This is a genomic window from Phenylobacterium zucineum HLK1 (genome assembly GCF_000017265.1).
Taxonomy (GTDB): Bacteria; Pseudomonadota; Alphaproteobacteria; order Caulobacterales; family Caulobacteraceae; genus Phenylobacterium; species Phenylobacterium zucineum.
Genome location: NC_011144.1, coordinates 3,151,308 through 3,175,142, shown reverse-complemented (window position 1 = coordinate 3,175,142; position 23,835 = coordinate 3,151,308). Strand labels below are relative to the sequence as shown.

At 72.5% G+C, this 23,835-nt stretch carries 24 protein-coding genes; 9 read left to right on the top strand and 15 right to left on the bottom strand.

Annotated features, from left to right (window positions below; genetic code table 11):
- The first annotated feature begins 102 nt into the window (after window positions 1-102).
- On the top strand, window positions 103-2,166 hold the full coding sequence (locus tag PHZ_RS15335) for a TonB-dependent siderophore receptor (RefSeq protein WP_187149087.1): 2,064 nt from the start codon (window positions 103-105) through the stop codon (window positions 2,164-2,166).
- Here the strand turns inward: PHZ_RS15335 and PHZ_RS15330 are convergent.
- Both PHZ_RS15330 and PHZ_RS15325 read right to left on the bottom strand, forming a co-directional pair.
- On the bottom strand, window positions 2,163-2,399 hold the full coding sequence (locus PHZ_RS15330; protein ID WP_041373599.1) for a hypothetical protein: 237 nt from the start codon (window positions 2,397-2,399) through the stop codon (window positions 2,163-2,165). The genes PHZ_RS15335 and PHZ_RS15330 overlap by 4 nt on opposite strands.
- Before the next feature lie 80 nt (window positions 2,400-2,479).
- Window positions 2,480-2,689 (bottom strand): cold-shock protein, encoded by a 210-nt coding sequence (locus PHZ_RS15325; protein WP_012523312.1) that lies wholly within the window; start codon window positions 2,687-2,689, stop codon window positions 2,480-2,482.
- Between the two features lie 288 nt (window positions 2,690-2,977).
- On the opposite strand from PHZ_RS15325, the gene PHZ_RS15320 reads away from it, so the two are divergent.
- The gene (locus tag PHZ_RS15320; RefSeq protein WP_012523311.1) at window positions 2,978-3,178 is read left to right on the top strand and encodes a hypothetical protein; all 201 of its coding nucleotides are present in this window, start codon (window positions 2,978-2,980) and stop codon (window positions 3,176-3,178) included.
- 40 nt (window positions 3,179-3,218) lie between these two features.
- Here the strand turns inward: PHZ_RS15320 and PHZ_RS15315 are convergent, their stop codons facing one another.
- The 3 genes from PHZ_RS15315 to PHZ_RS15305 all read right to left on the bottom strand — a co-directional run bounded on the left by PHZ_RS15315 (window position 3,219) and on the right by PHZ_RS15305 (window position 8,429).
- Window positions 3,219-5,129, bottom strand: a complete 1,911-nt coding sequence (locus PHZ_RS15315; RefSeq protein ID WP_049758283.1) for a S9 family peptidase — start codon at window positions 5,127-5,129, stop codon at window positions 3,219-3,221.
- A 73-nt stretch (window positions 5,130-5,202) separates the two neighbouring features.
- Entirely contained in the window at window positions 5,203-5,931 is a 729-nt protein-coding gene (gene pdeM / locus PHZ_RS15310) for a ligase-associated DNA damage response endonuclease PdeM (protein ID WP_236611844.1), read from the bottom strand.
- Window positions 5,928-8,429, bottom strand: coding sequence for a ligase-associated DNA damage response DEXH box helicase (locus PHZ_RS15305; RefSeq protein WP_012523308.1), 2,502 nt, complete (start codon window positions 8,427-8,429; stop codon window positions 5,928-5,930). The genes pdeM and PHZ_RS15305 overlap by 4 nt, the downstream gene beginning before the upstream one ends.
- Before the next feature lie 103 nt (window positions 8,430-8,532).
- Between PHZ_RS15305 and PHZ_RS15300 the strand changes: the two genes are divergently transcribed.
- A complete protein-coding gene (locus PHZ_RS15300) occupies window positions 8,533-9,267 on the top strand; it encodes a class I SAM-dependent methyltransferase (protein WP_012523307.1) in 735 nt (244 codons plus the stop codon).
- A 19-nt stretch (window positions 9,268-9,286) separates the two neighbouring features.
- Here PHZ_RS15300 and PHZ_RS15295 read toward each other — a convergent pair whose 3' ends face one another.
- Complete coding sequence (locus tag PHZ_RS15295) at window positions 9,287-9,808, bottom strand: hypothetical protein (RefSeq protein WP_148216883.1); 522 nt, start codon at window positions 9,806-9,808, stop codon at window positions 9,287-9,289.
- A 75-nt stretch (window positions 9,809-9,883) separates the two neighbouring features.
- Here PHZ_RS15295 and PHZ_RS15290 point away from each other — a divergent pair, with 75 nt between their 5' ends.
- Window positions 9,884-10,771, top strand: a complete 888-nt coding sequence (locus tag PHZ_RS15290; protein WP_012523306.1) for an oxygenase MpaB family protein — start codon at window positions 9,884-9,886, stop codon at window positions 10,769-10,771.
- 37 nt (window positions 10,772-10,808) lie between these two features.
- Window positions 10,809-11,342: a histidine phosphatase family protein gene (locus PHZ_RS15285; protein WP_012523305.1), complete on the top strand. Its 534-nt coding sequence runs from the start codon at window positions 10,809-10,811 to the stop codon at window positions 11,340-11,342.
- 7 nt (window positions 11,343-11,349) lie between these two features.
- Here the strand turns inward: PHZ_RS15285 and PHZ_RS21840 are convergent, their stop codons facing one another.
- Together PHZ_RS21840 and PHZ_RS21835 are read right to left on the bottom strand one after the other, a co-directional pair.
- Window positions 11,350-12,291, bottom strand: a complete 942-nt coding sequence (locus PHZ_RS21840; protein ID WP_012523304.1) for a calcium-binding protein — start codon at window positions 12,289-12,291, stop codon at window positions 11,350-11,352.
- Between the two features lie 109 nt (window positions 12,292-12,400).
- On the bottom strand, window positions 12,401-13,372 hold the full coding sequence (locus PHZ_RS21835) for a calcium-binding protein (RefSeq protein WP_012523303.1): 972 nt from the start codon (window positions 13,370-13,372) through the stop codon (window positions 12,401-12,403).
- Window positions 13,373-13,630: 258 nt separating this feature from the next.
- On the opposite strand from PHZ_RS21835, the gene PHZ_RS15270 reads away from it, so the two are divergent.
- On the top strand, window positions 13,631-16,441 hold the full coding sequence (locus PHZ_RS15270; protein ID WP_012523302.1) for an ATP-dependent DNA helicase: 2,811 nt from the start codon (window positions 13,631-13,633) through the stop codon (window positions 16,439-16,441).
- A gap of 74 nt (window positions 16,442-16,515) precedes the next feature.
- The gene (locus tag PHZ_RS15265) at window positions 16,516-17,016 is read left to right on the top strand and encodes a hypothetical protein (RefSeq protein WP_148216882.1); all 501 of its coding nucleotides are present in this window, start codon (window positions 16,516-16,518) and stop codon (window positions 17,014-17,016) included.
- Here the strand turns inward: PHZ_RS15265 and PHZ_RS15260 are convergent.
- Together PHZ_RS15260 and PHZ_RS15255 are read right to left on the bottom strand one after the other, a co-directional pair.
- Entirely contained in the window at window positions 17,013-17,432 is a 420-nt protein-coding gene (locus PHZ_RS15260) for an SRPBCC family protein (RefSeq protein ID WP_012523301.1), read from the bottom strand. The two genes, PHZ_RS15265 and PHZ_RS15260, sit on opposite strands and share 4 nt — an antisense overlap.
- Window positions 17,425-17,736 (bottom strand): ArsR/SmtB family transcription factor, encoded by a 312-nt coding sequence (locus PHZ_RS15255; RefSeq protein ID WP_012523300.1) that lies wholly within the window; start codon window positions 17,734-17,736, stop codon window positions 17,425-17,427. Before PHZ_RS15255 ends, PHZ_RS15260 begins: the two co-directional genes overlap by 8 nt.
- Before the next feature lie 47 nt (window positions 17,737-17,783).
- On the opposite strand from PHZ_RS15255, the gene PHZ_RS15250 reads away from it, so the two are divergent.
- On the top strand, window positions 17,784-18,560 hold the full coding sequence (locus PHZ_RS15250; protein WP_269079161.1) for a prephenate dehydrogenase: 777 nt from the start codon (window positions 17,784-17,786) through the stop codon (window positions 18,558-18,560).
- Here PHZ_RS15250 and hisC read toward each other — a convergent pair.
- The 3 genes from hisC to PHZ_RS15235 all read right to left on the bottom strand — a co-directional run bounded on the left by hisC (window position 18,557) and on the right by PHZ_RS15235 (window position 21,211).
- Complete coding sequence (gene hisC, locus PHZ_RS15245) at window positions 18,557-19,621, bottom strand: histidinol-phosphate transaminase (RefSeq protein ID WP_012523298.1); 1,065 nt, start codon at window positions 19,619-19,621, stop codon at window positions 18,557-18,559. The genes PHZ_RS15250 and hisC overlap by 4 nt on opposite strands.
- A gap of 91 nt (window positions 19,622-19,712) precedes the next feature.
- Complete coding sequence (locus PHZ_RS15240) at window positions 19,713-20,519, bottom strand: chorismate mutase (RefSeq protein WP_012523297.1); 807 nt, start codon at window positions 20,517-20,519, stop codon at window positions 19,713-19,715.
- Window positions 20,520-20,629: 110 nt separating this feature from the next.
- Window positions 20,630-21,211, bottom strand: a complete 582-nt coding sequence (locus PHZ_RS15235; protein ID WP_012523296.1) for a TetR/AcrR family transcriptional regulator — start codon at window positions 21,209-21,211, stop codon at window positions 20,630-20,632.
- 107 nt (window positions 21,212-21,318) lie between these two features.
- Between PHZ_RS15235 and PHZ_RS15230 the strand changes: the two genes are divergently transcribed.
- Window positions 21,319-22,065, top strand: a complete 747-nt coding sequence (locus PHZ_RS15230; RefSeq protein WP_012523295.1) for an oxygen-binding di-iron domain-containing protein — start codon at window positions 21,319-21,321, stop codon at window positions 22,063-22,065.
- Window positions 22,066-22,071: 6 nt separating this feature from the next.
- Here the strand turns inward: PHZ_RS15230 and PHZ_RS15225 are convergent, their stop codons facing one another.
- Entirely contained in the window at window positions 22,072-22,497 is a 426-nt protein-coding gene (locus PHZ_RS15225; protein ID WP_041373596.1) for a hypothetical protein, read from the bottom strand.
- Window positions 22,498-22,604: 107 nt separating this feature from the next.
- Window positions 22,605-23,708, bottom strand: a complete 1,104-nt coding sequence (locus PHZ_RS15220) for a response regulator (RefSeq protein ID WP_012523294.1) — start codon at window positions 23,706-23,708, stop codon at window positions 22,605-22,607.
- Between the last annotated feature and the right edge of the window lie 127 nt (window positions 23,709-23,835).

Here is a 23,835-nt window from a genome sequence, read left to right as displayed (position 1 = left end):
AGATTGCGAGTTATTCGCAACATTGTTGCGATTAACTATCAAAAGCGATCAACGGGAAAAGGCCTGCCGATGCACCTCCGCCGACGTCTCCTCCTCGCCAGCATGCTCGTGGGAGCGGCCGCGTCGGCCGCGCCCGCCTTCGCCGAGGAGGCCGCCTCCGCAGGAGCCGAGGTTTCCGAGCTGGTGGTGACCGCCCGGCGCGAGAACCGCACGTCCAAGGGCGCGACGGGCCTCGACCTCAGCCTTGTCGAGACGCCGCAGGCCGTGACCGTGATCGATCGCGACTTCATGGACGTGTTCGGCCTGGACGACGCCAACAGCGTGCTGATGCTGACGCCCGGCGTGAACGTCGAGGAGGTCGAGACCGACCGCACCTACTACAACGCCCGCGGCTTCGACATCCGCAGCATGCAGGTGGACGGGGTGGGCCTGCCGTTCACCCGGAACGTGGCGGGCGATGTGGACGTGGCCGGTTACGAGAAGGTCGAGGCCGTGCACGGGGCCAACGGCCTCCTGACCGGCACCGGCAATCCGTCGGGCACGATCAACTACGTCCGCAAGCGGCCGACCAACGCCTTCCGCGGCGGAGCCGAGCTGACCGCCGGCTCGTGGGACCGGATCCGCGGCGAGGTGGACGTCTCCGGACCGTTCTCGCCATCGGGCCGCTGGGCCGGCCGCCTGGTGGTCGCCGCCGAGGACCGGGACTCGTGGCTCGACCTCAACAGCAGCGCCCGGACCTTCGTCTACGGCGTGGTCGAGGGCCAGATCGGCGACAACGCCATCGTCACCGCCGGCTACACCCAGCAGGACAGCAGCGCCGAGGGCGTGCTGTGGGGCGCGCTGCCGCTGCTCTACACCGACGGGACCCAGGCCGAATGGGACGAGTCGGCCACCACCAGCATGGACTGGACCGAGTGGGACATCCGCACCCGCACCAGTTTCGTCGAGCTGGTCTACGCCCTGCCCGCCGGGTGGGAGGCGAAGGGCACGCTCACCTACAACGACTTCAAGGAGCCCTCGCGGCTGTTCTACGTCTACGGCAACCCGGATCCCGAGACGGGGCTCGGCCTGTTCGGCAACCCCGGCCGGTACGACCAGGCGAACAATTCCACGCTGTTCGACGGGGTCCTCTCAGGCCCGCTCGAGATCGCCGGCAAGAGGCACGAGATCGTCCTGGGCGTGACGTCGGCGAAGAGCCAGTCCGGCTACCTGCAGTACGCCGTCCCCTTCACCGATCCCGCCTGGGGGGCGCTGCCTCCGTTCGGAACCTGGAGCGGCGACGAGATCGCCGAGCCGACGTGGGAGCCGCCCGTGCAGGCCGCCAACTTCACCAACCGGTTCAACCGGGTGTACGGCGCGGCGCACCTGGACTTCGGCCGGGGCGTGAAAGCGGTGGTCGGCTTCAACGCCATCGACGTGAAGACCCGCGGCGACAGCTTCGGCGCCTCGATGCGCCGGGACGAGGAGGCGGTCAGCCCCTACGTCGGCGCGACCTGGACGTTCACGCCGAACCTGACGCTCTACGGCAGCTATTCCGACATCTTCGAGCCCCAGGCCGAGCTGGACGAGACCCTTCAGCCGCTGGGCGCCGCCAAGGGCGAAAGCTGGGAAGGCGGCCTGAAGGGCGAGTGGCTGGATGGCCGGCTCTACACCTCCGTCGCCCTCTTCAAGGCCGAGCAGGACAACTACCCCGAGCTGGCCGGCATGACGCCCGGCGGGATCAGCGTCTATCGGGGGATCGCGACCCGCTCGAAGGGGATCGAGATCGAGGCCGTGGGCCGGCTGCCCGGCGGCTTCAAGGTGCAGGGCGGCTTCACGACGCTGGAGATCGAGGGGGACGACGGCGCCGACGTGCGCACCTACGTGCCGCGCCAGACGCTGGTGCTGGGCGTCACCTGGGATGTTCCGGCGGTCGAAGGCCTGCAGCTGGGCGGCGTGGTGAAGTGGCAGGACGACATCCACCTGGACACCGCGCTGGGCGTGATCCGCCAGGACAGCTACGCCCTGCTGAACCTGGTGGCGAGCTACCGGCTCACCGAGGCGGTGAAGGCTACGGTGCGGGTGAACAATGTGACGGACGAGAAGCGGCTGACCAGCCTCTACTGGGAGCAGGCCTTCTACGGCGCGCCCCGGAACGTGTCGGTCAGCCTGAGCTACACGTTCTAGATCAGCGCCAGCTCGTCGGCGCTGAAGTAGCGCGTGGCGCCGGCCACCCGGCCGTGGCGGTCCTCGATCACGACGCGGACGTCGCGGCCGGAGGCGGACAGCCGCTCGGCGAAGGCGTGGGCCTTGGCTTCGGCCTCGGCGCCCGAGAGGAACATCAGAGAAAGGTCGCCGACGGGGCAGGCGATGCGCCAGCCGCCCGGAGCGGCCTGGACGCAGAGTGTAAGGTCTTCCATGGCGGGTCTCCGTAAGAGGAGGGGCCCCAGCCCTCGGGAAGGAGCGAGGGGCCGCGCGGCGCGCAGCCCCTCCGACGGCCTTAGGCCGCCTGCAGGTTCGCCGCGGCGGACTTGCCGCTGCGCGGATCCTTCTGCACCTCGAAGCTCAGCTTCTGGCCTTCGTGCAGGCCGGCCATGCCGGCGCGCTCGACGGCGGAGATGTGGACGAACACGTCGGTGCCGCCGTCGTCAGGCTGGATGAAGCCGAAGCCCTTGGTGGCGTTGAACCACTTCACGGTTCCTGAGGTCATGGGTCGTTCCTTTCCGGACACGAGTTCTCACGCCCGAGAATGAGCTGTGAGATCAAATTTTCGGAGAGGTCGGGGGTCGGATCCCAGGCCGCCAATCAGTGATTGCGGAGAAATCGCGGTCGAGCGTCAACGAATTTGATTGCAGAAGGATGGGGGTGGGTCCGGCGGAATGCAAGTTTTATCTCTCCGTTATCCGAAAACCCTGGGTTTTCCACCGCTTGAAGGTCGGCTGTACGGATCGGAAGGGCGGCTCGCGCGTTAGCAGTGAAGCCAGGAGGACCCCGCCGCATGAGCATCGACAGGATCGTCTTCACCGTCACGCGCCACGAGGGACAGTGGGCCGTCGAGCAGGACGGCCGCTACTTCGCCCACTCCCGCGAGAAGGAAGAGGCGAAGGCCGCCGCAAACCGCCACGCCCGCGCCGCCCAGGACGAGGGCCGCGCCTGCCAGGTCCGCGTGCTGGGCGAGCACGGCTTCCTCAACGGCTAGCCGGCCCGCCCGCTGATCCGTTCCTTGGCGCGGGGCCGGCTCAGGCCCCCGCCTTCAGGTGCGCGTCCAGGAAGCGGACGTAGGCTTCCGACGCCGTGATCCGGTTGGCGCGGCGTTGGAAGCCGTGGCCCTCGTCGGGGAAGACCACGTACTCGACGGGCACGCCGTTCGCCTTCACCGCCGCCACCAGCTCGTCGCTCTCGACCTTCAGCACGCGCGGGTCGTTCGCCCCCTGCACGACCAGCAGGGGCTTGCGGATGTTCTTCGCGTGGAACAGCGGCGAGATCGCCCGGTGCCGCGCCTCGTCGGTCGCCGGGTCGCCCATTTCGTCGTAGAGCGCGGCCTTGAAGTCGCCCCACCAGGGCGGGATGGACTTCAGCGTCCGGACCCAGTTGGTCACCCCGAAGATGTCGATGCCCACGTCGAAGGCCTCGGGCTCGAAGGCCAGGGCCGCGGCCACCATGTAGCCGCCGTATGAGCCGCCGATCACGCCGATCCGGTCGTCGGCCACCCAGTCCAGCGACTTCAGCCAGCGGGCCGCGGCGGTCACGTCCTTCAGGTCGACGTCCCCGTGCTTCCTGTCGTCGAGGTGGTAGAAGGTCTTGCCGTAGCCGGACGAGCCCCGGTTGTTGATCATGTAGACGGCGTAGCCCTTGTTCACGAGGTTCTGCACCTCGGCGATGTAGCCGCGCCGGCTCTGGCCGCCCGGGCCGCCGTGCACCCACACCAGCGCCGGGACGGGCCTGGCCGCGCTCGCGCCCTTCGGCCGGTAGAGCACCCCCGGAATCTGCAGGCCGTCGTAGCTGGCGAAGCGGGCGATGGTCGCCTCCACCAGGTCCGCCTCGTCGATCGCCGGATTGAGCGCCGTGGTCAGCCGCCGGGCCCGGCCGTCGGCCAGGTCGGCCACGAAGACGTCGGCCGGCGAGGTGTCCGAGGCGACGGTGAAGGCGATCCGCCGCTCGTCGCCGCTGAAACGCACGCTCCCCAGGTCGCCCGCCGGCGCGCCCGATAGCGTCACCGGCCGCCCGGCCGCATCGGTGATCGTCACGGCGGTGGAGGCGTCGGCGTTCACCGCGTGCACGCGGTAGCGGCCGCTCCAGCCGTGGATCACGTACATCACGTCCCAGTCGGCCTGGATCAGCGGCGTCTTGGCCCCGCCGGCCAGGTCGTAGCGCCAGGCCTGGGTGAACTCGCCGTGTTCGTCCGTTCCGTAGACGAGAGCCTGGGAGTCCGGCGTGAAGCCGTAGACGGTGTGCTCGATGTTCCCCTGGTGCGGCGTGATCAGCTTGGGCTCGCCGCCGCCTTCCAGGTCCGCCAGGTAGAGGTCGTTGTCGGCGCTGGAGCGCGCCTTGACCAGCGCCGCCCGGCGGCCGTCGCGCGAAATCGCGCCGACCGTGTAGCCCGAGTTCCGGAACACCAGCCGGCGGGCGTAGTCCTTGGCGGAATAGGCGTAGACGTCGAACGTCTGCGGGTCGCGCTCGTTCGACCCGACGTAGAAGGTGTCGCCCGCCGCGTTCCAGCCGAGAAACTGGGCCTTCAGCTTCTCCCCGGGCGTCAGATCCCGCACCTTGCCGTCCGGCTCGCGGACATAGAGGTGGTTCAGCTCGTTGCCGCCCTGGTCGGCGGTGAAGAGGATCCGCTCGTCGCTGGGAAACCAGCTGGCCGCGAAGGTGGCGTCGGTCTTGGAGTTGGTCAGCGGCTGGGGCGCGCCGCCCGCCGCGGGCAGGGCGTAGACGTTGAACACGCCCGTCGCGTCGCTGGAGATCAGGATCCGCTGGCCGTCGGGCGAGAAGCCGTAGCCCGCCGGCGCCGCCATCCGGTAGTTGGTGGTCTCGAAGAACTCCCGCACCGGATAGGTCTTGGCGGCGCGCCCCTGCGCCATTGCGGTCGGCGCCGCCGTCGCCAGAAGCCCAAGCGCGCCGGCGCCCGCCAGCAGTTCGCGTCGATGCATGGAAAGTCCCTCCAACCTGGCGAGACCTTGGCCCGAACGGCGGGCGCCGCGCAACTTGCGGCCGGAGAGGCGGCTAATCGTCGGCGAGCTGGCGCCAGCCGATGGCGCGTACGCGGGACGAGGCGAGGGCGCCGGCCAGCGGCGGGCGGGCGAACATCCCGGCGAACGCGGCGTCCCGCACGTTCAGCCCGCCGGCGTAGGCGCCGAAGGCCGGCAGGATGGCCCGCTCGGCGTCGGTGACGAAACAGCGGCGCCGCACGGTCCCGCGCGGGGCCCGCACCTTGGCCGCCGGGTGCAGGTGGCCGGCCACCTCTCCGGGCTGCAGCCCGCCCTGCGGCTCGTGGCGAAGGACGAGGCCCGCGAGCGAGAGCTCGTCGGCGGTCTCGCCCGGCAGCGCCTGCGGCCCGTCCGCGTCGTGGTTGCCCACCACCCAGATCAGCCGCCGGCCCCTGGCCAGCGCCCGCAGCCGCTCGGCGTCGTCGGCGGCCAGCCGCTGCTCGGCGCGGCGGTCATGGAAGGTGTCGCCGAGCAGGATGAGAGCCGCCGGCGCGGTCGCCGCCACCTCGGCCTCCAGCCGGCTCAGGGTCTCGCGGGTGTCGTAGGGCGGCAGCATCTGGCCACGCACGGCGTAGCTCGAGCCCTTCTCCAGGTGGAGGTCGGCCGCCACCAGCGACCGCTCGGCTCCGATCCACAGGGCGCCCGAGGCGCGCATCACGACTTCGGTCCCCGCCACATGGGTCCGCAGGCCCCCGCAGCCGCTGGCGGCGAAGGCGTAGGCGAAGAGGGGCGCAAGGGCGTTCACGACAGGGCTTCCGATATCAGTTCGGCTTCGGCTTCCGCCAGCATCAGGTCCGAGGCTCCGCCCGGCGAGCGCTCCTTGCCGATCTCCAGCAGGATGGGGACCGAGAAGGGCGAGAGGTGGTCGAGAGGCGCGTGCCGGATGCGGCCGCGGATGCGCGCCAGCATCTGCGCCAGCCGCGCCACGTCGATGAGGCCGGTCGCCGCATCCGCTCGGGCGCAGCGCAGCAGCAGGTGATCCGGCTCGTGGCGCCTGAGCACGTCGTAGATCAGGTCGGTGGAGAAGGTGATCTGCCGCCCGGTCTTCTGCTGCTCGCCGGGGAAGCGCCGCTCGATCAGGCCCGCGATGATCGCACAGCCCTTGAAGGCGCGCTTCATCATGAAGCTCTCGGCGAGCCACGCCTCCAGGTCGTCGCCCAGCATGTCCTGCGCGAACAGCTCGTCGAAGTCGAGACCGTCCATCGGGTTCAGCGCCCAGACCGCCATCGCATAGTCGTTGCAGACGAAGCCCAGGGGCCCGACGCCGGCCCGCTCCAGGCGCCGCGTCAGCAGCATGGCCAGGGTGGTGTGCGCCAGGCGACCGTCGAAGGGGTAGCAGACGAGGAAATGCCGCTTCCCGTGCGGGAAGGTCTCGAGCAGCATCTCGTCCTCGCCGACGATCATCGAGCGGTCGCGCTGGGCCTCCAGCCACTCACGGGTGTCGAGCGGCAGGACGCCCCAGTGGCTCTCGTCGAACATCAGCTGGCGCACGCGCTTGGCGAGGTAGGTCGACAGCGCGAACTTCGAGCCGCCCCACGAGGGCATCTTCGGGTCCTTGTCGCCCGCCGGGCGCACCAGGACGTCGAGGTTGGTCACCGCCTCCAGCGCCCAGACCTGGCCGGCGAACACGAAGGTGTCGCCCGGGTCCAGCATCTCGAGCATGCCTTCCTCGATCTCGCCGATCTTGCGCCCGCCACGGCCGCCCCGCCCGGCGATGCGCACCGACAGCATGGCCGGCGAGACGATCGCCCCGACGTTCAGCCGGTGCCGCTGGGCGATCTGGGCGTTGCGGACCCGCCAGCGGCCGTCCGGCCCCTGCACGATCCGCCGGAAGCGGTCGTAGGTCTTCAGGGCGTAGCCGCCGGTGGAGACGAAATCCACGACCTGCTCGAAGTCCTCCCAGGACAGGTCCCGGTAGGGGCCGGCCGTGCGCACCTCGTCGTAGAGCGCCAGCATGTCGAACGGCTCGGAACAGGCGCAGCCCATGACGTGCTGGGCCAGCACGTCCAGCGCGCCGACCCGCGGCGGGTCGCCGTCCAGCCGGTTCTCTGCGATCGCCTCGCGGGCGGCCTGGCACTCCAGCATCTCGAACCGGTTCGCGGGCACGAACAGCGCCCGCGAGGGCTCGTCCAGCCGGTGGTTGGCCCGGCCGATCCGCTGGACCATCCGCGAGGCGCCCTTGGGGCTGGCGAGCTGGATGACGAGGTCGACGTCCCCCCAGTCGATGCCGAGGTCGAGGGTGGAGGTGCAGACCACGGCCCGCAGTTCGCCGCGCGCCATCGCCGCCTCGACCTTGCGCCGCTGCTCGGCCGCCAGGCTCCCGTGGTGCAGGGCGATCGGCAGGGCGTCGTCGTTCAGCCGCCACAGCTCCTGGAACGCGAACTCCGCCTGGAAGCGGGTGTTGACGAACACCAGCGCCGTGCGCGCCTTGCGGATGGCGTCGTAGACCTCGGCCATGGCGTGCTGGGCCGTGTGGCCGGCCCACGGGACCCGCCCCTCGGACAGCAGGATGTCCACCACCGGCTCGGCTCCCGCCGGACCGAGCACGAGGTCGACGCCCCTCTCTGTAGCAACGGGAGGAGGACTGACGACGTCCGCCGCATGCACCCCCATCCACGCCTTGATCACCTCCGGATCGTCCACCGTCGCGCTCAGCCCCACGCGGCGCATGTTCGGGGCGAGCTGCTGCAGGCGGGCGAGGTCCAGGGCCAGGAGGTCGCCGCGCTTGGACGAATGCAGGGTGTGGATCTCGTCGAGGATCACGCAGCGCAGGTCCTCGAAGAACAGTCGCGCGCCCTCCCAGGCGCAGAGCAGGGCCAGCTGCTCCGGCGTGGTCAGCAGGATGTCGGGCGGCTTGACGCGCTGGCGCTGGCGGCGCGCGACCCCGGTGTCGCCCGTCCGGCTCTCGGCGACGACCGGCAGACCCATCTGCAGGATCGGGGCGTTGAGGTTCCGCTCCACGTCCACCGCCAGGGCCTTCAGCGGCGAGATGTAGAGGGTGTGCAGGCCGCGCGGGGTGTTCGCCGGCGGCCGCTCGGCGAGCTCGATCAGGCTGGGGAGGAACCCGGCCAGGGTCTTGCCGCCGCCGGTGGGGGCGATCAGCAGCGCGTGGCGGCCCTGCCGGCCCTTCTCCACCATCTCGAGCTGGTGGGGTCGGGGGCGCCAGCCGCGCGCCTCGAACCAGGCCTGGAACCTTGGCGGCAGCAGGCCCGAGGGCAGGGCGGGGTCGGCGGCGTCGGCCATCGCGGGCCCTATAGCATGTTCGCGGTTCGTTTCGGCAGCCCCGTCGATGAGCGTGGCAAAAGGCGCGCGCGATCCTAAGTTCTTGAGGCTAGAACTGGCTCCGATGCGTATCGTCCCCGCCCTTATCCTGACCCTGGTCCTCGCCGCCGGATGCTCGGACGGCCCCCGCAGCGGGGCAGCCGCCCAGCCGGCGCGCGGCCCGAACGGCTTCCCCACGCCCGACCGGCCGGTGGCCAGCGTGGTGACCGACACCTTCTCGTCCGGGCCCGACCGCGACGCGGCCGACGAGTCCGGCCAGCTGATCCGGGGCCTCGAAATCCGGCCGGGCATGGCCGTGGCCGACATCGGCGCGGGCTCGGGCTACCATACCCTGCGCCTGTCGCCGGCCGTCGGGCCGACGGGGGTGGTCTACGCCGAGGACATCGTCGAGCACTACGTCTCGGGCCTGCGCCGCGAGGCCGAGCGCCGGGGCCTGAAGAATGTGCGGATCATCGTCGGCGAGCCCGACGATCCCAAGCTGCCGGCCGGCTCGGTGGACCGGGCGATCCTGGTCCACATGTACCACGAGATCGAGAACCCCTACGCCCTGCTGTGGAACCTCGCCCCCGCCCTGAAGGCCGGCGGCCGGGTGGGGGTGATCGACGTGGACCGGCCAACCCAGAACCACGGCGTCAGTCCGGCGCTGCTGGAGTGCGAGTTCGAGGCCGTGGGCTATCGGATGGTGGACTTCCGCCGGCTGCAGGGCGGGGTGGGCTATCTCGCGGTGTTCGAGCCGCCGGCGCCGGCCGCCCGCCCGAAGCCCGAGGACATCCAGGTCTGCGAAGCGCCGACGCCCTGAGGCCCCGGCCGGTGATGTTTCAGTAGCCGAAGACCGGCCCGCAGCCGGGGCCGTCCCACGGTCCCATGCGCCCCGGGCCGTAGCAGCCGGGATAGAGGCCGCGGCCTTCGGTCTGGCCCGCCTGGACGCTGACCCAGGCGTTCTTGCCAACGGGACCTGCGACGCGGGCGTGGACGCTGCGGTAGCCGTGGCTGCCGACGCCGACCGACACCTCGCCGCGGACGCGCCGCTCGGGAGGGATTCCGGGGGCGAATCCCGCCTCCGCCAGCTCGTCGGCCTCGATGCGGGCCGCGGGCGAGCTCGCCAGGAAGTCGTCGATCTGCTGGGCGGTGGTCATTGGCCGCATCGGCGGCGCGGAGGGCGCGTCGGCGCGGGCCGGAGCCGCGTCCGCCGCTGCGGGCGTGGGCGGCGAGCCGCTGGCCCCCGCTGTCGCCATCGGTCCGTCGGGCGCCTCGGCTGCGCCGGCGGCCCCGGCCATGGCGACGGCGCTGACGAGAGCGGCGAGCAGGGTGGTGTTCATGCCGCCAGCAGACTCCGCCATTGCGGCGGGCGCAAGGCGAAACCGCCGCAGGCGTCCGCATCTTCCCGTGGGCGCGTCCCGGACTATCTTGGCCGCATGCCTCCGCTGCGCCACGCCATCGTCCTGCAGGTCCGCCAGCTCGTCGGCGGCACGGGCGACGACACGGTCGAGCGCAACCGCGCCGACACCGGCTTCTTCGGCCCCGACAGCGCCTGCTGGAAGGTGCACGGCGACTTCGCCAGCATGATGGTGGGCGGGATCACCGCCTTGCTCGTCCAGATGCTGCATCCGGGCGCCTTGGCCGGCGTGTGGGACCACTCCAACTTCCGGCAGGACATGCAGGGGCGGCTGAAGCGCACCGCCCGCTTCATCGCCGGCACCACCTACGGGGACCGCCGCGAGGCGCAGGGCTACATCGACCACGTCCGGACGATCCACGGCCGCGTGAAGGGGACGCTGCCCGACGGGACCCCCTATTCGGCCGACGATCCCGACCTGCTCACCTGGGTTCACGTGGCCGAGGTCTCGTCGTTCCTGGCCGCGTACCTGCGCTACAAGGACCCGGACTTCCCGCCGTCGGAACAGGACCGCTACTACCGCGAGACGGCCGAGATCGCCCGGCGGCTCGGCGCGACGGACGTGCCCGAGAGCCGCGCCGAGGTGGAGGCCTACTTCCGCGCCGTGCGCCCGCAGCTGCGCTACGACCACCGCACGAAGGAGGTCGCCCGCGCGCTGCTGAGCCAGCAGGCGCCGACCCCCGCCGCCGGCCCGGCCATGACGCTGGCCTTCGACGCGGCCAAGGACCTGCTGCCCGATTGGGCGGCCCGCCTGCACGGCTTCCGCCTTTCCGCGCCGCGCCGGGCCGCCGCCCGCCTGGGCGTCCGGGCGCTGGGCCGCACCCTGCGCTGGGCGCTCGTCAACAGCGCCGAGGCCAGGGCCCGCCGTCGCGCCGCCGAGCTGGCGGCGGCCCAGGCCGCGGCCTAGGCTTCACAGGCGGCCGCGACGCAGCCAAGCTCGCCGCATGCTCCCGCGCCTCTTCCTGGCTCCGCTCCTGTCCGTGGCCCTCATGGCCGGCCCGGCCGTGGCCGCGGCCCAAACCGTGATCCTCGTCCGTCACGCCGAGAAGGCCGACGACTCCAAGGACCCCGACCTGTCGCCTGCCGGCCTGGCCCGGGCCGAGGCGCTGGCCGGGGCGCTGGCGGGCGCCCGGCTCTCCCGCGTCCTCACCACCCCGCTGAAGCGCACCGTGCAGACCGGCTTTCCCGCCGCGCTCGCGACCGGCCTGACCCCCACCTCGGTGTCGCTGGCGGGCGGGGCGGCGGCCCATGCGGCCCGCGTGGCCGCCGCCGCGCGCGAGGCGCCGGAGGACGCCGTGGTCCTCGTCGTGGGGCACAGCAACACCGTCCCCGACATCGCCCGCGCCCTGGGCGATCCGGACCCCGAGCCGCTGGGCGACTGCGACTACGACCGGATGACGATCCTCGTCCTGGGCGAGCCGGGCGCGCCGGCCAAGGCCGTCCACGCCCGCTACGGGGCCGCCTCGCCCGCCTGCTGAGGCGGCTTTAGCCGCCGACCAGCCAGCCGTCGCCGAGGGCCGCCAGCGTGCGTCCGACCAGTACGACCTGGGCCCCGCCGCCGACGCTGACCACCACATCCGCGCCGACCTGGGCGGCGCTGTAGGTGTAGCCGGCCTCGACCCGCACCACGTCGCCCTCGGCGGCGTTGAAGTCGAGCACCCGGTCGGTCCCGGCCTCGCCGAACACGAAGAAGATGTCGGCCCCGGCGCCGCCTTCGATGGTGTCGTTGCCCCGGTCGCCCCAGATCCAGTCGGCGCCGCCGCCGGCCGACAGGCTGTCGTCCCCCTGGCCGCCGCGCACCCAGTCGGCTCCGTCGCCGCCGTAGCAGGTGTCGTTCCCGAGGTTGCCGTAGACCACGTCGTACGAGTCGTCCTCGCCGCCGCGCAGCAGGTCGTTCCCCTGGCCGCCGACCACCCAGTCGGTGCCAAGGCCCCCGTCCACGGTGTCGTTGCCGATGTTGCCGTGAAGGTCGTCGAACTCGGCCCCGCCCGAAAGGCTGTCGTCGCCGTCGTTGCCGCGCAGGAAGTCCTGGCCCCCGCCGCCTTCCAGGGTGTCGTTGCCCGCGTAGCCCCACATCCGGTCGGCGAAGGCCGAGCCGGTGATCTGATCGGCGCCGGCGAGGATGCCGCTGCGCGCGCCCTCGTTGTCGTTGGTCTCGGCCCAGCCGACGAAGGTGGCCACCGGGACCGAGAAGCCCTGGACGTCGAACTTCAGCTCGCCGGCCTCGGTCTCGCGCCAGCCGGTGACGGTCCCGCCGCTCAGCTCGTCGTTCGCGTAGGTGAAGGTCCCTGTGAACTCCTCCAGCCACGCCCCGTCCTTCAGGACGAAGCGGGTGGAGGTGGCCTCGATCGTGTCTCCGAGCAGGAGATCGCTGATGAGGAGGTTATCGAAGTCGATCCCCGACGGACCGGCGACAAGCGTGGCCATGATGCGGCCTCCCGAGACTTAAAGCCAAACGATGGCCGTCATCCTCGGGGGGGCGCAGGCCCGCCGCATCCCCCAGTTGGGGGAGGCGGGCCGGGAATGCGCCGGCGCCTCAGCCGCCGACCAGCCAGCCGTCGCCGAGCGCCGCCAGGGTGCGCCCGGCCAGGACCACCTGTGCCCCGCCACCGACGCTGACAACCACATCCGCGCCGACCTGGGCGGCGCTGTAGGTGTAGCCGGCCTCGACCCGCACCACGTCGCCTTCGGCGGCGTTGAAGTCCAGCACCCGGTCGGTCCCGGCCTCGCCGAACACGAAGAAGATGTCGGCCCCGGCGCCGCCCTCGATGGTGTCGTTGCCCCGGTCGCCCCAGATCCAGTCTGCGCCGCCGCCGGCCGACAGGCTGTCGTCGCCCTGGCCGCCGCGCACCCAGTCCCCGCCGTCCCCGCCGTAGCAGGTGTCGTTCCCGAGGTTGCCGTAGACCACGTCGTAGGAGCTATCGTCGCCGCCGCGCAGCAGGTCGTTCCCCTGGCCGCCGACCACCCAGTCGGTCCCCAGGCCCCCGTCCACGACGTCGTTGCCGAGATTGCCGTGCAGATCGTCGAAGTCCGCCCCGCCGGCCAGGCTGTCCGCCCCGTCACCGCCGCGCACGTAGTCCTCGCCCGCGCCGCCCTCCAGCGTGTCGTCGCCGCCCATGCCGAACAGCGAGTCCGCTCCGGCGTAACCGGACAGGATGTCCAGGAACTGCGATCCGGTCATGCTGTCGGCGCCGGCGAAGATGGTCTGCACGGCGGTCGCGTTGTCGTCGTTCGCGACCCAGATCAGGAATTGGCCGACCGAGACTTCCGCCCCCGTCACCTCGAAGACCAACTGGCCATTGTAGGTCTGTTTCCAGCCGGTGATCACGCCGCCCGCCAGCTCGCCGAAGACGTCGTACTGGAAGCTGCCGGTGAACTCGTCGATCCACTGCTCGAACCGCAGCGAGATGAAGCTGGAGTTGGCGGTCAGCGTGTCCCCCCAGGCCAGCGCCCCGATCTCGGGCGTGTTCACGTTGATGGGGGTGTTACCGGAGACGAGGACGGTCATGCTGCGCTCTCCCGTTGCTGCTCGACGCCCGCAGCGCGGACGACTGTGACGCGCCCACATGCGCGTCTTTGCCGCACCCTACGATTGCAGAGCTTGTTCGCAACAGCCGGTACCCGACATAGCGGCGGTTGTCCGCTCGACCGGCGCCCCTCGGGACGCGCGTGGAGGGTTGGCGGACCCTCCGCGCCCGCCTGTGGTTTATGAGCGTGGGGGACAGTTCCCCTTCCGTTCACCGCCGCCGCGCGGTAACTTCTGCGGGTGACTCTTCCCCCTGCCGCGCTCGATCTCGCCCCGGCCCTGGTGGTGCTGCCCGGACCTCGGGCGGCGGTGGCGGACGCCGCGCGGACGCAGGGCCTTCGGGCGCCCGACGCGCGCGACCTCTTCGAATCCGCCCCCGTGCTGGTCGCCCATGCGGCGATGACGGCGCGGCGGCTGGCGCTGAACGCGCCGCCCAGGTCGCCGCGGATCTTCGACGCCCTGGAGCTGTTCGCCTTCGTACGGCCGGCCCGGTTCGCCGCGCCGTCGGCGGCGGGTCTGGCGCTGGCGATGGGCATGCCCGAGCCGAAGGGCGCCGAGGCCCAGGCGCGGGCCCTGCGCGAGGTCTGCCAGGCCCTGCTGGCCGAGCTGGCCGCGGCCCCCGAACCCTCCCGCGAGGAGGCGCTGGCGATCGCCGAGACCCTGGCGCGCGGCGGCTGGCCCTGGGGTCCGGCGGTGGTCGGGGCGCTGCGTTCGGCGCCGGCCGGCAACCAGTTCCGCTCGTCCGGCCTCGACGTCTGGATGCGGCTTGCCGAATGGGAGGCCGAGGCGCCGCCCGGCGAGCCTGGCTCCAAGCCCGTCGAGGGCGGGGCGGCCGCCGAGCGGCTGAAGACCCTGCTGGGCCGTTCCGGGCTCGACGAGGCGCGGCCGGCCCAGGCCGAGCTCGCCGCCGAGGCCGCCTTCGTCTTCCAGCCGCGCGAGCGCGAGGGCGAGCCGCGGATGATGCTGGCCGAGGCCGGCACCGGGGTCGGCAAGACCCTGGCCTACCTGGCCCCCGCCTCGCTGTGGGCCGAGGCGAACGGCCCGGCCGTCTGGGTCTCCACCTACACCCGCGCCCTCCAGCGCCAGATCGAGCGCGAGAGCCGCAGCATCTTCGAGGAGGAGAAGGCGCGGGCGAAGAAGGTGGTCGTCCGCAAGGGGCGCGAGAACTACCTGTGCCTGCTGAACTTCCAGGAGCAGGCGAACGCCGCCCAGCTGGGCGGGGCCGACCTGACCGGCATGGCCCTGGCCGCGCGGTGGGCGAGGGCGACCCGCGACGGCGACATGACGGGCGGCGACTTCCCCGCCTGGCTGCACGGCCTGTTCGCGGTCTCGCCGGCGGGCCAGGCCAGCCCGCAGAACCTGGTGGACCGGCGCGGCGAGTGCGTCCACGCCGGCTGCCAGCACTACCGCGCCTGCTTCGTGGAGAAAGCGATCCGCGGCTCGCGCCGGGCCGACATCGTCATCGCCAACCACGCCCTCGTCATGACGCAGGCGGCGTTCGACGGCGCCCGGGCCGCGCGCGGCTCCAAGGCCGACGCCGAGACCACCCTGCTGAAGCGCATCGTCTTCGACGAGGGCCACCACCTGTTCGACGCGGCCGATTCCGCGTTCTCGGCCGCCCTGTCGGGCGCCGAGGCCGCCGAGATGCGCCGCTGGATCCGCGGGCCCGAGGGGCGCGGTCGGCGCGGGCGGGGGCTCGAGAACCGCCTGTCCGACATCCTGGGCGATCGCGACGACGCGCGCGAGACACTCGCCGCCGCGCTCCACGCCGCCGCCGCCCTGCCGGGCGAGGGCTGGTCCGGCCGCATCGCGCCGCCCAACGGCGAGGTGAACCCCATCGGCCCCATCGAGGGCTTCCTGGTGGCGGTGCTGGAGCAACTGCGGGCGCGGGCGACCTCGTCCGACATCGGCATGGAGTGCGCCGCCCGCCCGGCCCTCGACCTGGTGCGCGAGACCGCTCGAGAGGCCGCTGCCGCCCTTTCGCGGATCGAGGCGCCGCTGCTGGCGCTGGCCCGCGCGCTGGAGGACCTGCTGGACGAGGAGAGCGCCACCCTGGGCGGCTCGGAGCGGGCGCGGATCGAGGGGGCGCTGCGCGGCCTGGACCGCCGCGCGCGGATGACCCTGCCGGCCTGGCGCTCGATGCTGCGGGCCATCGACGAGGACGCCGAGGACGACCCCGACTTCGTGGACTGGTTCGACGCCACCTTTCTCTACGGGCGGGTGGTGGACGCCGCCTGCCGCCGCCACTGGGTGGACCCGACCGAGCCGCTGACCAACGCGGTGATCGCCCCGGCCCACGGGGTGCTGGTGACCAGCGCGACCCTGGCCGACCCCACGCTGGACGACCCCTTCGCCCTGGCCGAGATGCGGACGGGCGCGGCGCGCCTGCCCGACCGGCCCAAGACCCTGAAGCTGGCCTCGCCGTTCGATTACGCCCGGAACGCCCGCGCCCTGGTGGTCACCGACGTCGGCCGGGACGATGCGCGCCAGGTGGCCGCCGCCATGCGCGAGCTGTTCCTGGCCGCCGGGGGCGGGGGCCTGGGTCTCTTCACCGCCATCCGCCGGCTGAAGGCGGTGCACGAGCGCATCGCCGGCCCGCTCGCCGACAAGGGGCTGGCCCTCTACGCCCAGCACGTCGATCCGCTGGAGGTCGGGGCGCTGGTGGACATCTTCCGGGCCGAACAGGACGCCTGCCTGCTGGGCACCGATGCGGTCCGCGACGGCGTGGACGTGCCGGGCCGGTCGCTGCGCCTCCTCGTGTTCGACCGCGTGCCGTGGCCACGGCCCGACATCCTGCACAAGGCCCGGCGAGCGCGGTTCGGGAACAAGGGCTACGACGACGCCATCGCGCGGGGCCGCATCGCCCAGGCCTTCGGTCGCCTGATCCGGCGGGCCGACGATCGCGGCGTCTTCGTCATGCTGGACGCGGCCGCCCCGACGCGCCTGTTCTCGGGCCTTCCGGAGGGTGTCGAGCTGCAGCGCGTGACGCTGGTGGAGGCCATCGAGCAGGTGGCGGGCTTCCTGAGCGTTGCGGACGGCGAACCGGGCTAGGTTCGCGATCCGTTCTTTACGCCGCCGCCGCTTGGAAGTTAAGCTGGCGCGAGAACAACCTGGGGAGGCGACGGATGCTGCGTATGGTCCTGGCTGCGGCCGTGCTGATGGGCGCGGCCGCCACGGCCCACGCCGAGGAGTCGTCCACGCCGACCCTCCACGCCGGGGGCGTCTGGTGGATGTATGTCGACGAGGAGATGTGCCTCGCCCAGGCCCAGCTCTACGACGGCCGGATGCTCCAGCTCATCCACGCGGACAGGTATTATGTCGGCGTCGGCGTCCCAGACGGTCAGGAGCTCGCGCGCGGAAGCCGCGGCGAGATCGCCACGGACGAAGGCCGCTTCCCCTTCACGCCGGACTACCCGGCGCCGAACTACCTGATGGCGGACGGCGGGTTGACCGAGGCGCAGGTCGGCCTGCTGCGCAGCACCCGTTCGCTGCAGGTCCATGTCGACGGCGAGGTGATCGCGGACGCCGGCTTCGAGGACGGCGACGGCTATCCGCAGATCATCGACGACGTCGCCGCGTGTGCGGCCGGCCGCCCCGGATGGTGGTCGGCGGAGCCAGGTTCCTAGGCCAGCGCCCGCTCCAGCCCGGCCAGGATCATCGTCCAGCCCTCGCGGTCCTGCTCCACCCACTGCGGCGGCACATCCTCGTGCGTCAGGGTCAGCAGGCAGCCATCGCCGTCGGCGGCGATCTCGACCGTCACCCTCGTCATCGTCGGGTCGAATTGCGGCACGCCGAAGGTGAAGACCAGTCGCCGGGGCCGGTCGATCTCCAGGTACTCGCCGACGTGCAGGATGTCCTCGGCCCCGTCGCGGTGGTCGGCGATGGCGAAGCGGCCGCCCACCCGGGCGTCGATGTCGCAGCGGACGATCTCGCTCTCTGGGCTGGTGAACAGGAACCGGCGGGCGATCCTCGGGTCCAGCCAGGCGTCGAACACCCGCTCGGCAGGGAACGGGTAGCGGTGCGTCACCGTCAGTTCAGCCATCCTTCAGCGCCTTCTCCAGTTCCTCCAGGCGCCAGGCCCAGAGCTTGCGGTGGTCCTCGATCCAGCGGGCGGCCTCGTCCAGCGGCCGCGGGTCCAGGGCCAGGAGGTGCTCGCGCCCCCGCACCCGGCGCCGCACCAGCCCGGCCCGCTCCAGCGTGCGGATGTGCTTGGAGACCGAGTTCAGGCTGATCGGGAAAGGCGCAGCCAGCTCGGTGACCCGCGCCTCGCCCGCCGCCAGCCGGGCCAGGATCGCCCGTCGGGTCGGGTCGGCCAGCGCCTGCAGCGTCTCGTCCAGACCGTTCATTCAACCATTGGGGTGAATATCGTGCCCGGCGTCAAGGCGTCGGGCGTTTGCCGCGCGCCGCCGTCCCGGCTATCGAGCCGCCCATGAAGACCCTCGGCCTCATCGGATTGGGACAGTTCGGCCGCCTGGCGGCGGGGATCCTGAAGGACCGCTTCCAGGTCCTGGCGTCGGATCCGGCGCCGGGGGCCGAGGACGCGGCCCGGGCGCTGGGCGTGGGCTTCGGCTCGCTGGAAGCGGCGGCGGCCTGCGACGTCGTGGTGGTGGCCGTGCCGGTGGCCGCCATGCGCGAGGTGTTCGCCGCCATCGCCCCGCACGTGAAGCCCGGCGCGCTGGTGGTGGACGTGGGGTCGGTGAAGGTGCTGCCCGCCCGCTGGATGGCCGAGCTGCTGCCGGCGCACGCCGACCTCGTGGCCACCCACCCGCTGTTCGGCCCCCAGTCGGTGGCGCGCGACGGCCTGCCGGGCCTGCGGTTCGTGGTCTGCCCGATCCGGGGCGACCGCTACGAGCGGGTCGCCGCGCTCGGCCGCGAGCTGGGCCTTTCGGTCACGATCACCACGCCCGAGGAGCACGACGAGGAGATGGCCTACGTCCAGGCGCTGACGCACCTGATCGGCCGCAGCCTCGTCAATCTCGGCATCCCGGACGAGCGGCTGGCGACCCAGTCGTACCAGCACCTGCTCGAGCTCTGCGGCCTGATTGGCGCCGACACCTTCGAGCTCTTCAAGGCCATCCAGACCCAGAACCCCTACGCCCCCAAGGTCGTCGCCGCCTTCGTCGACGAGGCCAAGAGCCTCCTGGAGCAGGTGCGGGCGGAGGGCGCCTAGGCCTTCAGGAACTCGGCCAGCGCCTCGGTGACGGCGCGGTTGTGCTCTTCCAGGCCGATGGTGATGCGCACGTGGTGCGGCAGGCCGTAGTTGCCGACGCCGCGGACCAGCAGGCCCTTGCCGGCCAGGAACGCCTCGGCCTCCACCGCCGTCCTGCCCGGGGTCTTGGGGAAGCCCACCAGCAGGAAGTTGGCCGCCGAGGGCAGCACGACCTCGAGCCCCAGGCCGCCCAGCTGCTGGGCCAGCCAGGGGCGCCAGCGGTCCACGTGCTCGACCGAGCGGCGCTGGAAGTCCTCGTCCGCCAGGGCGGCGACGGCGGCGAGCTGGCCGGGGATCGAGATGTTGAACGGCAGGCGGATGCGGTCCACCGCCGCCGCGATCTCGGCCGGCGCATACCCCCAGCCCACCCGCAGGGCGGCCAGGCCGTGCAGCTTGGAGAAGGTGCGGGTGACGACGACGTTCTGCGCCGTCCGCGCCAGGTCCATGCCGTCGTCGAACGCCGGGTCGTTGCAGAACTCGCTGTAGGCGCCGTCCAGCACCAGCACGACCGAGGCCGGCAGGGCCCGATGCAGGCGCTCGATCTCGGCGAACGGGACCCAGGTGCCGGTGGGATTGGCGGGATTGGCGATGAAGACGATCCGCGTGCGCTCGTCCACGCACTTCAGGATCTCGTCCACGTCGATCGTGTAGTTGGGCTCCTTCGCGCGCCGCACCTGCGCCTGGCAGGCATAGGCGCCGATGGCGTAGGCGGCGAAGCCGTACTCGCCCTGCACGATGTTGTCGCCGGGCTCCAGGAAGGCCTGGTTCAGCAGCTGGAACACCTCGTCCGAGCCCTGGCCGAAGATCAGCCGCTCGGGCTCCAGCCGGAACCGCTCGGCGACGGCGGCGCGCAGCAGGCTGGTGCGGCTGTCGGGATACATGTGCAGCTGGCCGGCTGCGCCCGCGTAGGCCTCGCGCGCCTGCTCGCTGCAGCCCAGGATGTTCTCGTTGGCCGACAGCTTGACGGGGTCGGCGACGCCCTCGGCCTTGGCCTTGCCTGGCACATAGGCGTGGATGTCCATGATCCCCGGCTTGGGGAGGGGGCGGGTCGCGCGGGAACGGTCGGTCTGCGGGGCGGTCGGGAGTTCGTTGGAGTCGGCCATGGCGGCCGCTTTACACGTCCAGCGGCCCCGGCGCAGCCCCGATCACGCCCGTGAGCCGGCCCGGCGCCCGGGCCAGGCGCTCGTCCTGCGGCTGGTAGTAGCCGGCCAGGGAGAACAGCTTCAGCCCGCCGCTCTCCACGATGAGGCTGGCCGCCACGCCGTCGCGCGAGAGGGCGTCCTCGACGGCCGCGGCGGAGCCCGCCGCGTCGGTCACCCAGAACGTCACGTCGTCGCCTGTGGGCTCGACCTCCACCTCGGCCACGGCCAGGGCGGCCATGGGCCCCCACGCGGCCAGGCACGGCAGGGCCGCGAACACCTTCAGGCGCGGCTCGGCCAGCAGCCGGCCCCACCAGGCGCTGTCGCGGGTCAGGGCCAGGACGGCGACCCCGCCGGTCACCTTCGCCTCGGCCAGCGCCTCCTCGGGCTTGGCGACCTGGCCCAGCGGCGGCGCGGCGCCGAACCGCAGGCGGGCCAGCTCGGCCGCCCGGCCCGGGTCCTTGCCGCCCCAGACGGCGAGGCGGAACGGTCCCTGCAGCGCGAGGCTCTCGGCCATCAGCTCGCGCCAGACCCGCACGACCAGCGCCGGCGTCGCGGCCTTGCGAGGGGCGGCCAGCAGCTTGCGGACGATCTGGGCCTCGCGTCCCGGGCGCAGGCCGAACTTGCCCGCGTCCCCTGCTGCGGCCTTGGCGGCGGCCACCGCATGGGCCAGCCCCGCCCGCTCGTCGAGCAGCCGCAGCAGCTCGGCGTCGATGGCGTCGATGCGCTGGCGCACCGCCTCCAGCGACGGCGCGGCCTGGGTGGGCTTGGCCTCGGCCATTTTCTCCCCCGGAACCGGAGATGGCGACCTAAGTCATTGCGGATGGCGGCGCAATAGGGCGTTCCGCCGCAAAAAAGTTGCAGGTGAAACCGGCCGCGGCGGCCGCCTTCCTAGCCTGCGGGCTGCGCCTCGATCGCCCGCGCCATGGCCGCGGCGGCCGCGGCGGGGTCGTCCAACCCGCCCTCGCGGGCGAGCGCGCGCCAGCCATGGAAGCTCAGCGCCAGCTCGAGCACGGCCCTCCGGGGTCCCGCCAGATCGGCCCCCAGCACCTCGCGCCAACCGGCGATCACCGGCCCCAGGCGCAGTTCGGTGATCTCCCGCGTCAGATCGTGGTGCTCGGCGTCGCGCAGCACGCAGCCGATCAACTGGGCGGTGCGGCCGTACCAGCCGTAGACCTCGCCCAGCCCCTGCCGCAGCCGCTCGCCGGCGTCGGCGATGTCGCTCCAGCCCGAGGCGTCGGGGGGCGGGTCGCGCTCCAGCGACAGGGCCGAACAGGCCACCAGCAGGCTGCGCTCGTCTGGGAAGTGGGCGTAGAGCGTGTTGCGCTGAACGCCCGCCCGTTCGGCCACCATGCTCAGGCTGGTCCGCGCCGGCCCAAGCTCGCCGTGCAGGTCCACCGCGGCCTCGACGAGCCGGCGCCGGGTCTGCGCCTGCTGCTCCGCGCGCCGTTTCAGGGTGTAGTTCCGGGCCACGCCTGTTTCGCCGTACTGGACTGTGCAGCGAAATTGACCTCGCCGCGGTTTTTCATTACACGGTTATGTAGTGTGAAAATCTCGCCCGGTCCAGCAGGAGCGCCCCCATGGAAACCCGCGTCGCCGAGATCGCCGACGGCGTCTACCGCCTGTCCACCTTCGTCCCCCAGATCGACGCCCCCAAGGGCCTGACGTTCAACCAGTTCCTGGTGCTGGGAGACGAGCCCTTGCTCTTCCACACCGGCCTTCGCCGCATGTTCCCGCTGGTGCGCGAGGCGGTCGCCCGGGTGATCGCGCCCGAGCGCCTGCGCTGGATCAGCTTCGGTCATTACGAGGCCGACGAATGCGGCGCCATGAACGAATGGCTCGCGCTCGCGCCCCGGGCGCAGGTGGCGCACGGCGAGATCGGCTGCAACGTCTCGCTGAACGACATGGCCGACCGCCCGCCGCGCGCGCTGAGGCACGGCGAGGTTCTCGACCTCGGAGCCGGCAAGCGGGTCCGCTACCTGGACACGCCGCATACGCCGCACGGCTGGGACGCCGGCGTGATCTACGAGGAATCCACCGGCACGCTCTTCTGCGGCGATCTCTTCACCCAGCACGGCGACGGCCCGCCGCTGGTGGAGGACGACGTGGTCGGCCCGGCCATCGCCTCGGAGGACATCATCGGCTACTCGGCCCTGAACCCCGGCATGGGCGCCACCATCCGGGGGCTGGCCGAACTTGCGCCGTGCACCCTGGCCCTGATGCACGGACCCGCCTTTCGCGGCGACGGCGCGGCCGCGCTCGACGCCCTGGCGGCCGACTACGACCGGCGCGCCGGCGCTCGGCGCGAGGCGCTCGGCCCGGCCTGACCGGCGCTAGTCCTCGTCCCCGTCGTCGGCGCCGTCCACCGCGGCCTCGACCAGCGCCCGCCAGGCGGGGTCGGTGTCGTCCACCAGGTCCACGTCCTCCAGCAGGGCCACGGCCGATCCGCCGTCCGGCAGGATCAGGCCCAGCACCTCCATCGGCTCACCGTTGTCGCCCGTGTGGACCTCGGCCTGCACGGCCACGGCCGCCTGCTCGCCGTCCTCATCCCACCAGATCACCGGCTGCGGCAGGTCCATGTCCAGCGGCCGGGCGTCCTCGGTATCGGCCAGGGCGAACACCGCGCGCCTGGCCTGCACGTCGTCCAGGCTCGCCACCGCCCCGGTGAACGCGGCGAGGCGCCCCCAATCGTCGACGTCGAATCCGCCTCCATCCTCGGGCTCGTGGCCGGGGTCATAGCCATCGGGTTTGGCGGTCATGCGCGGGACTCCTCGGCGCGGGCGGCGCGGATGCCGCCCCCGGTCCGTTCCTCTACCACTCATCCTGGCGAAGCGGCGGCGGCCATCGATGTAGCCCGGGGGCGAAATCAGGCCGCCGAGGCGGCGGCGTCGCCCAGCGCGCGGGTGAGGGCGGCCAGCAGGTGCTCGGGCTTCATCGGCTTCTCGACCACCCCGTTCATCCCGGCGGCGAGGTAGCCGGCGGCGTCCTCGGGGTCGGCGTTGGCGGTCAGGGCGATGATCGGCGCGGCGCCGGCGGGGGCGGGCAGGCGGCGGATGGCGCGCGTGGCCTCCACCCCGTCCATGCGAGGCATCTTGATGTCCATCAGGATCAGGTCGAAGCGGCCGGTGCGGGCCATCTCGACGGCCTGGGCGCCATCCTCGGCCGCCTCGCAGGTGCAGTCGAACATCTCGACCAGCGACTGGGCGACCATCCGGTTGGTGGCGTTGTCGTCCACGACGAGGACGTGGGCCGCGCGCGGCGCGGTGGGCTGGGCCTCGGCCTGCGGCTCGGCGACCGCGGCCAGCCGCAGCGAGAACGTGAGGGCCTCGGAGGCGCCGGCGGTGGTTTCGCGGCGCAACTCGCCGCCCATGGCCTCGAGCACGCTGCGCGACAGGAGGGCGCCGATCGCCGCCTCCAGGCCCAGGCGCGCCTCGATGGCGCGGATACGGGCCTCCAGGGCCTGGCTCTCCCAGGCGCCGTCGCGGGCGCCGCGCACCGCCGCCTCCAGGGCGATTCCCTCGGCGTCGGGGGCGGCGCGCAGCGTCACCTCCACGGCGCCGCGGCTGCGGGCGCCGACCGCCTCGCCGATGAAGCCGTCGAACACCTGCAGCAGGCGGGCCCGGTCGGCCATGGCCGCGCCTTCCGGCGGGCCGTCGTACGACACGAGCAGGGTCACCCCGCCGGTGGCGGCCCGCGCCTGCCAGCGGGCCTGCACCTCGTCGGCCAGCTCGCGCAAGCGGACCGGGGCGAGCGAGAGCGCCAGGCCCTGGGCCTGGATCGCCTTCAGGTCGAGGGCGCTGTCGAGCAGGCGGCGCACGCCCGCGGCGGCCTCGGCGATGCCTTCCACGCAGGCCAGGTCCTCCGGCGGCAGGCGCCGGTCGCAGAGCCGTTCGGCCAGCGCGCGCACCCCGTCCATCTGCTGGCGGATGTCCGCGGTGACGCGCTCGAAGAAGAATTCGGGCAGGGACATGACGCCGTACGCTTCGGGGGAACTAGGATGGCGGCGCCATTCTGTGGGCCAGCGCTTGCGCAGAGGTTAAGCCGCGCAACCTGGGGGTGATCGTCCGCCCCCAACGCACGTCATGGCCCCGGCTCGT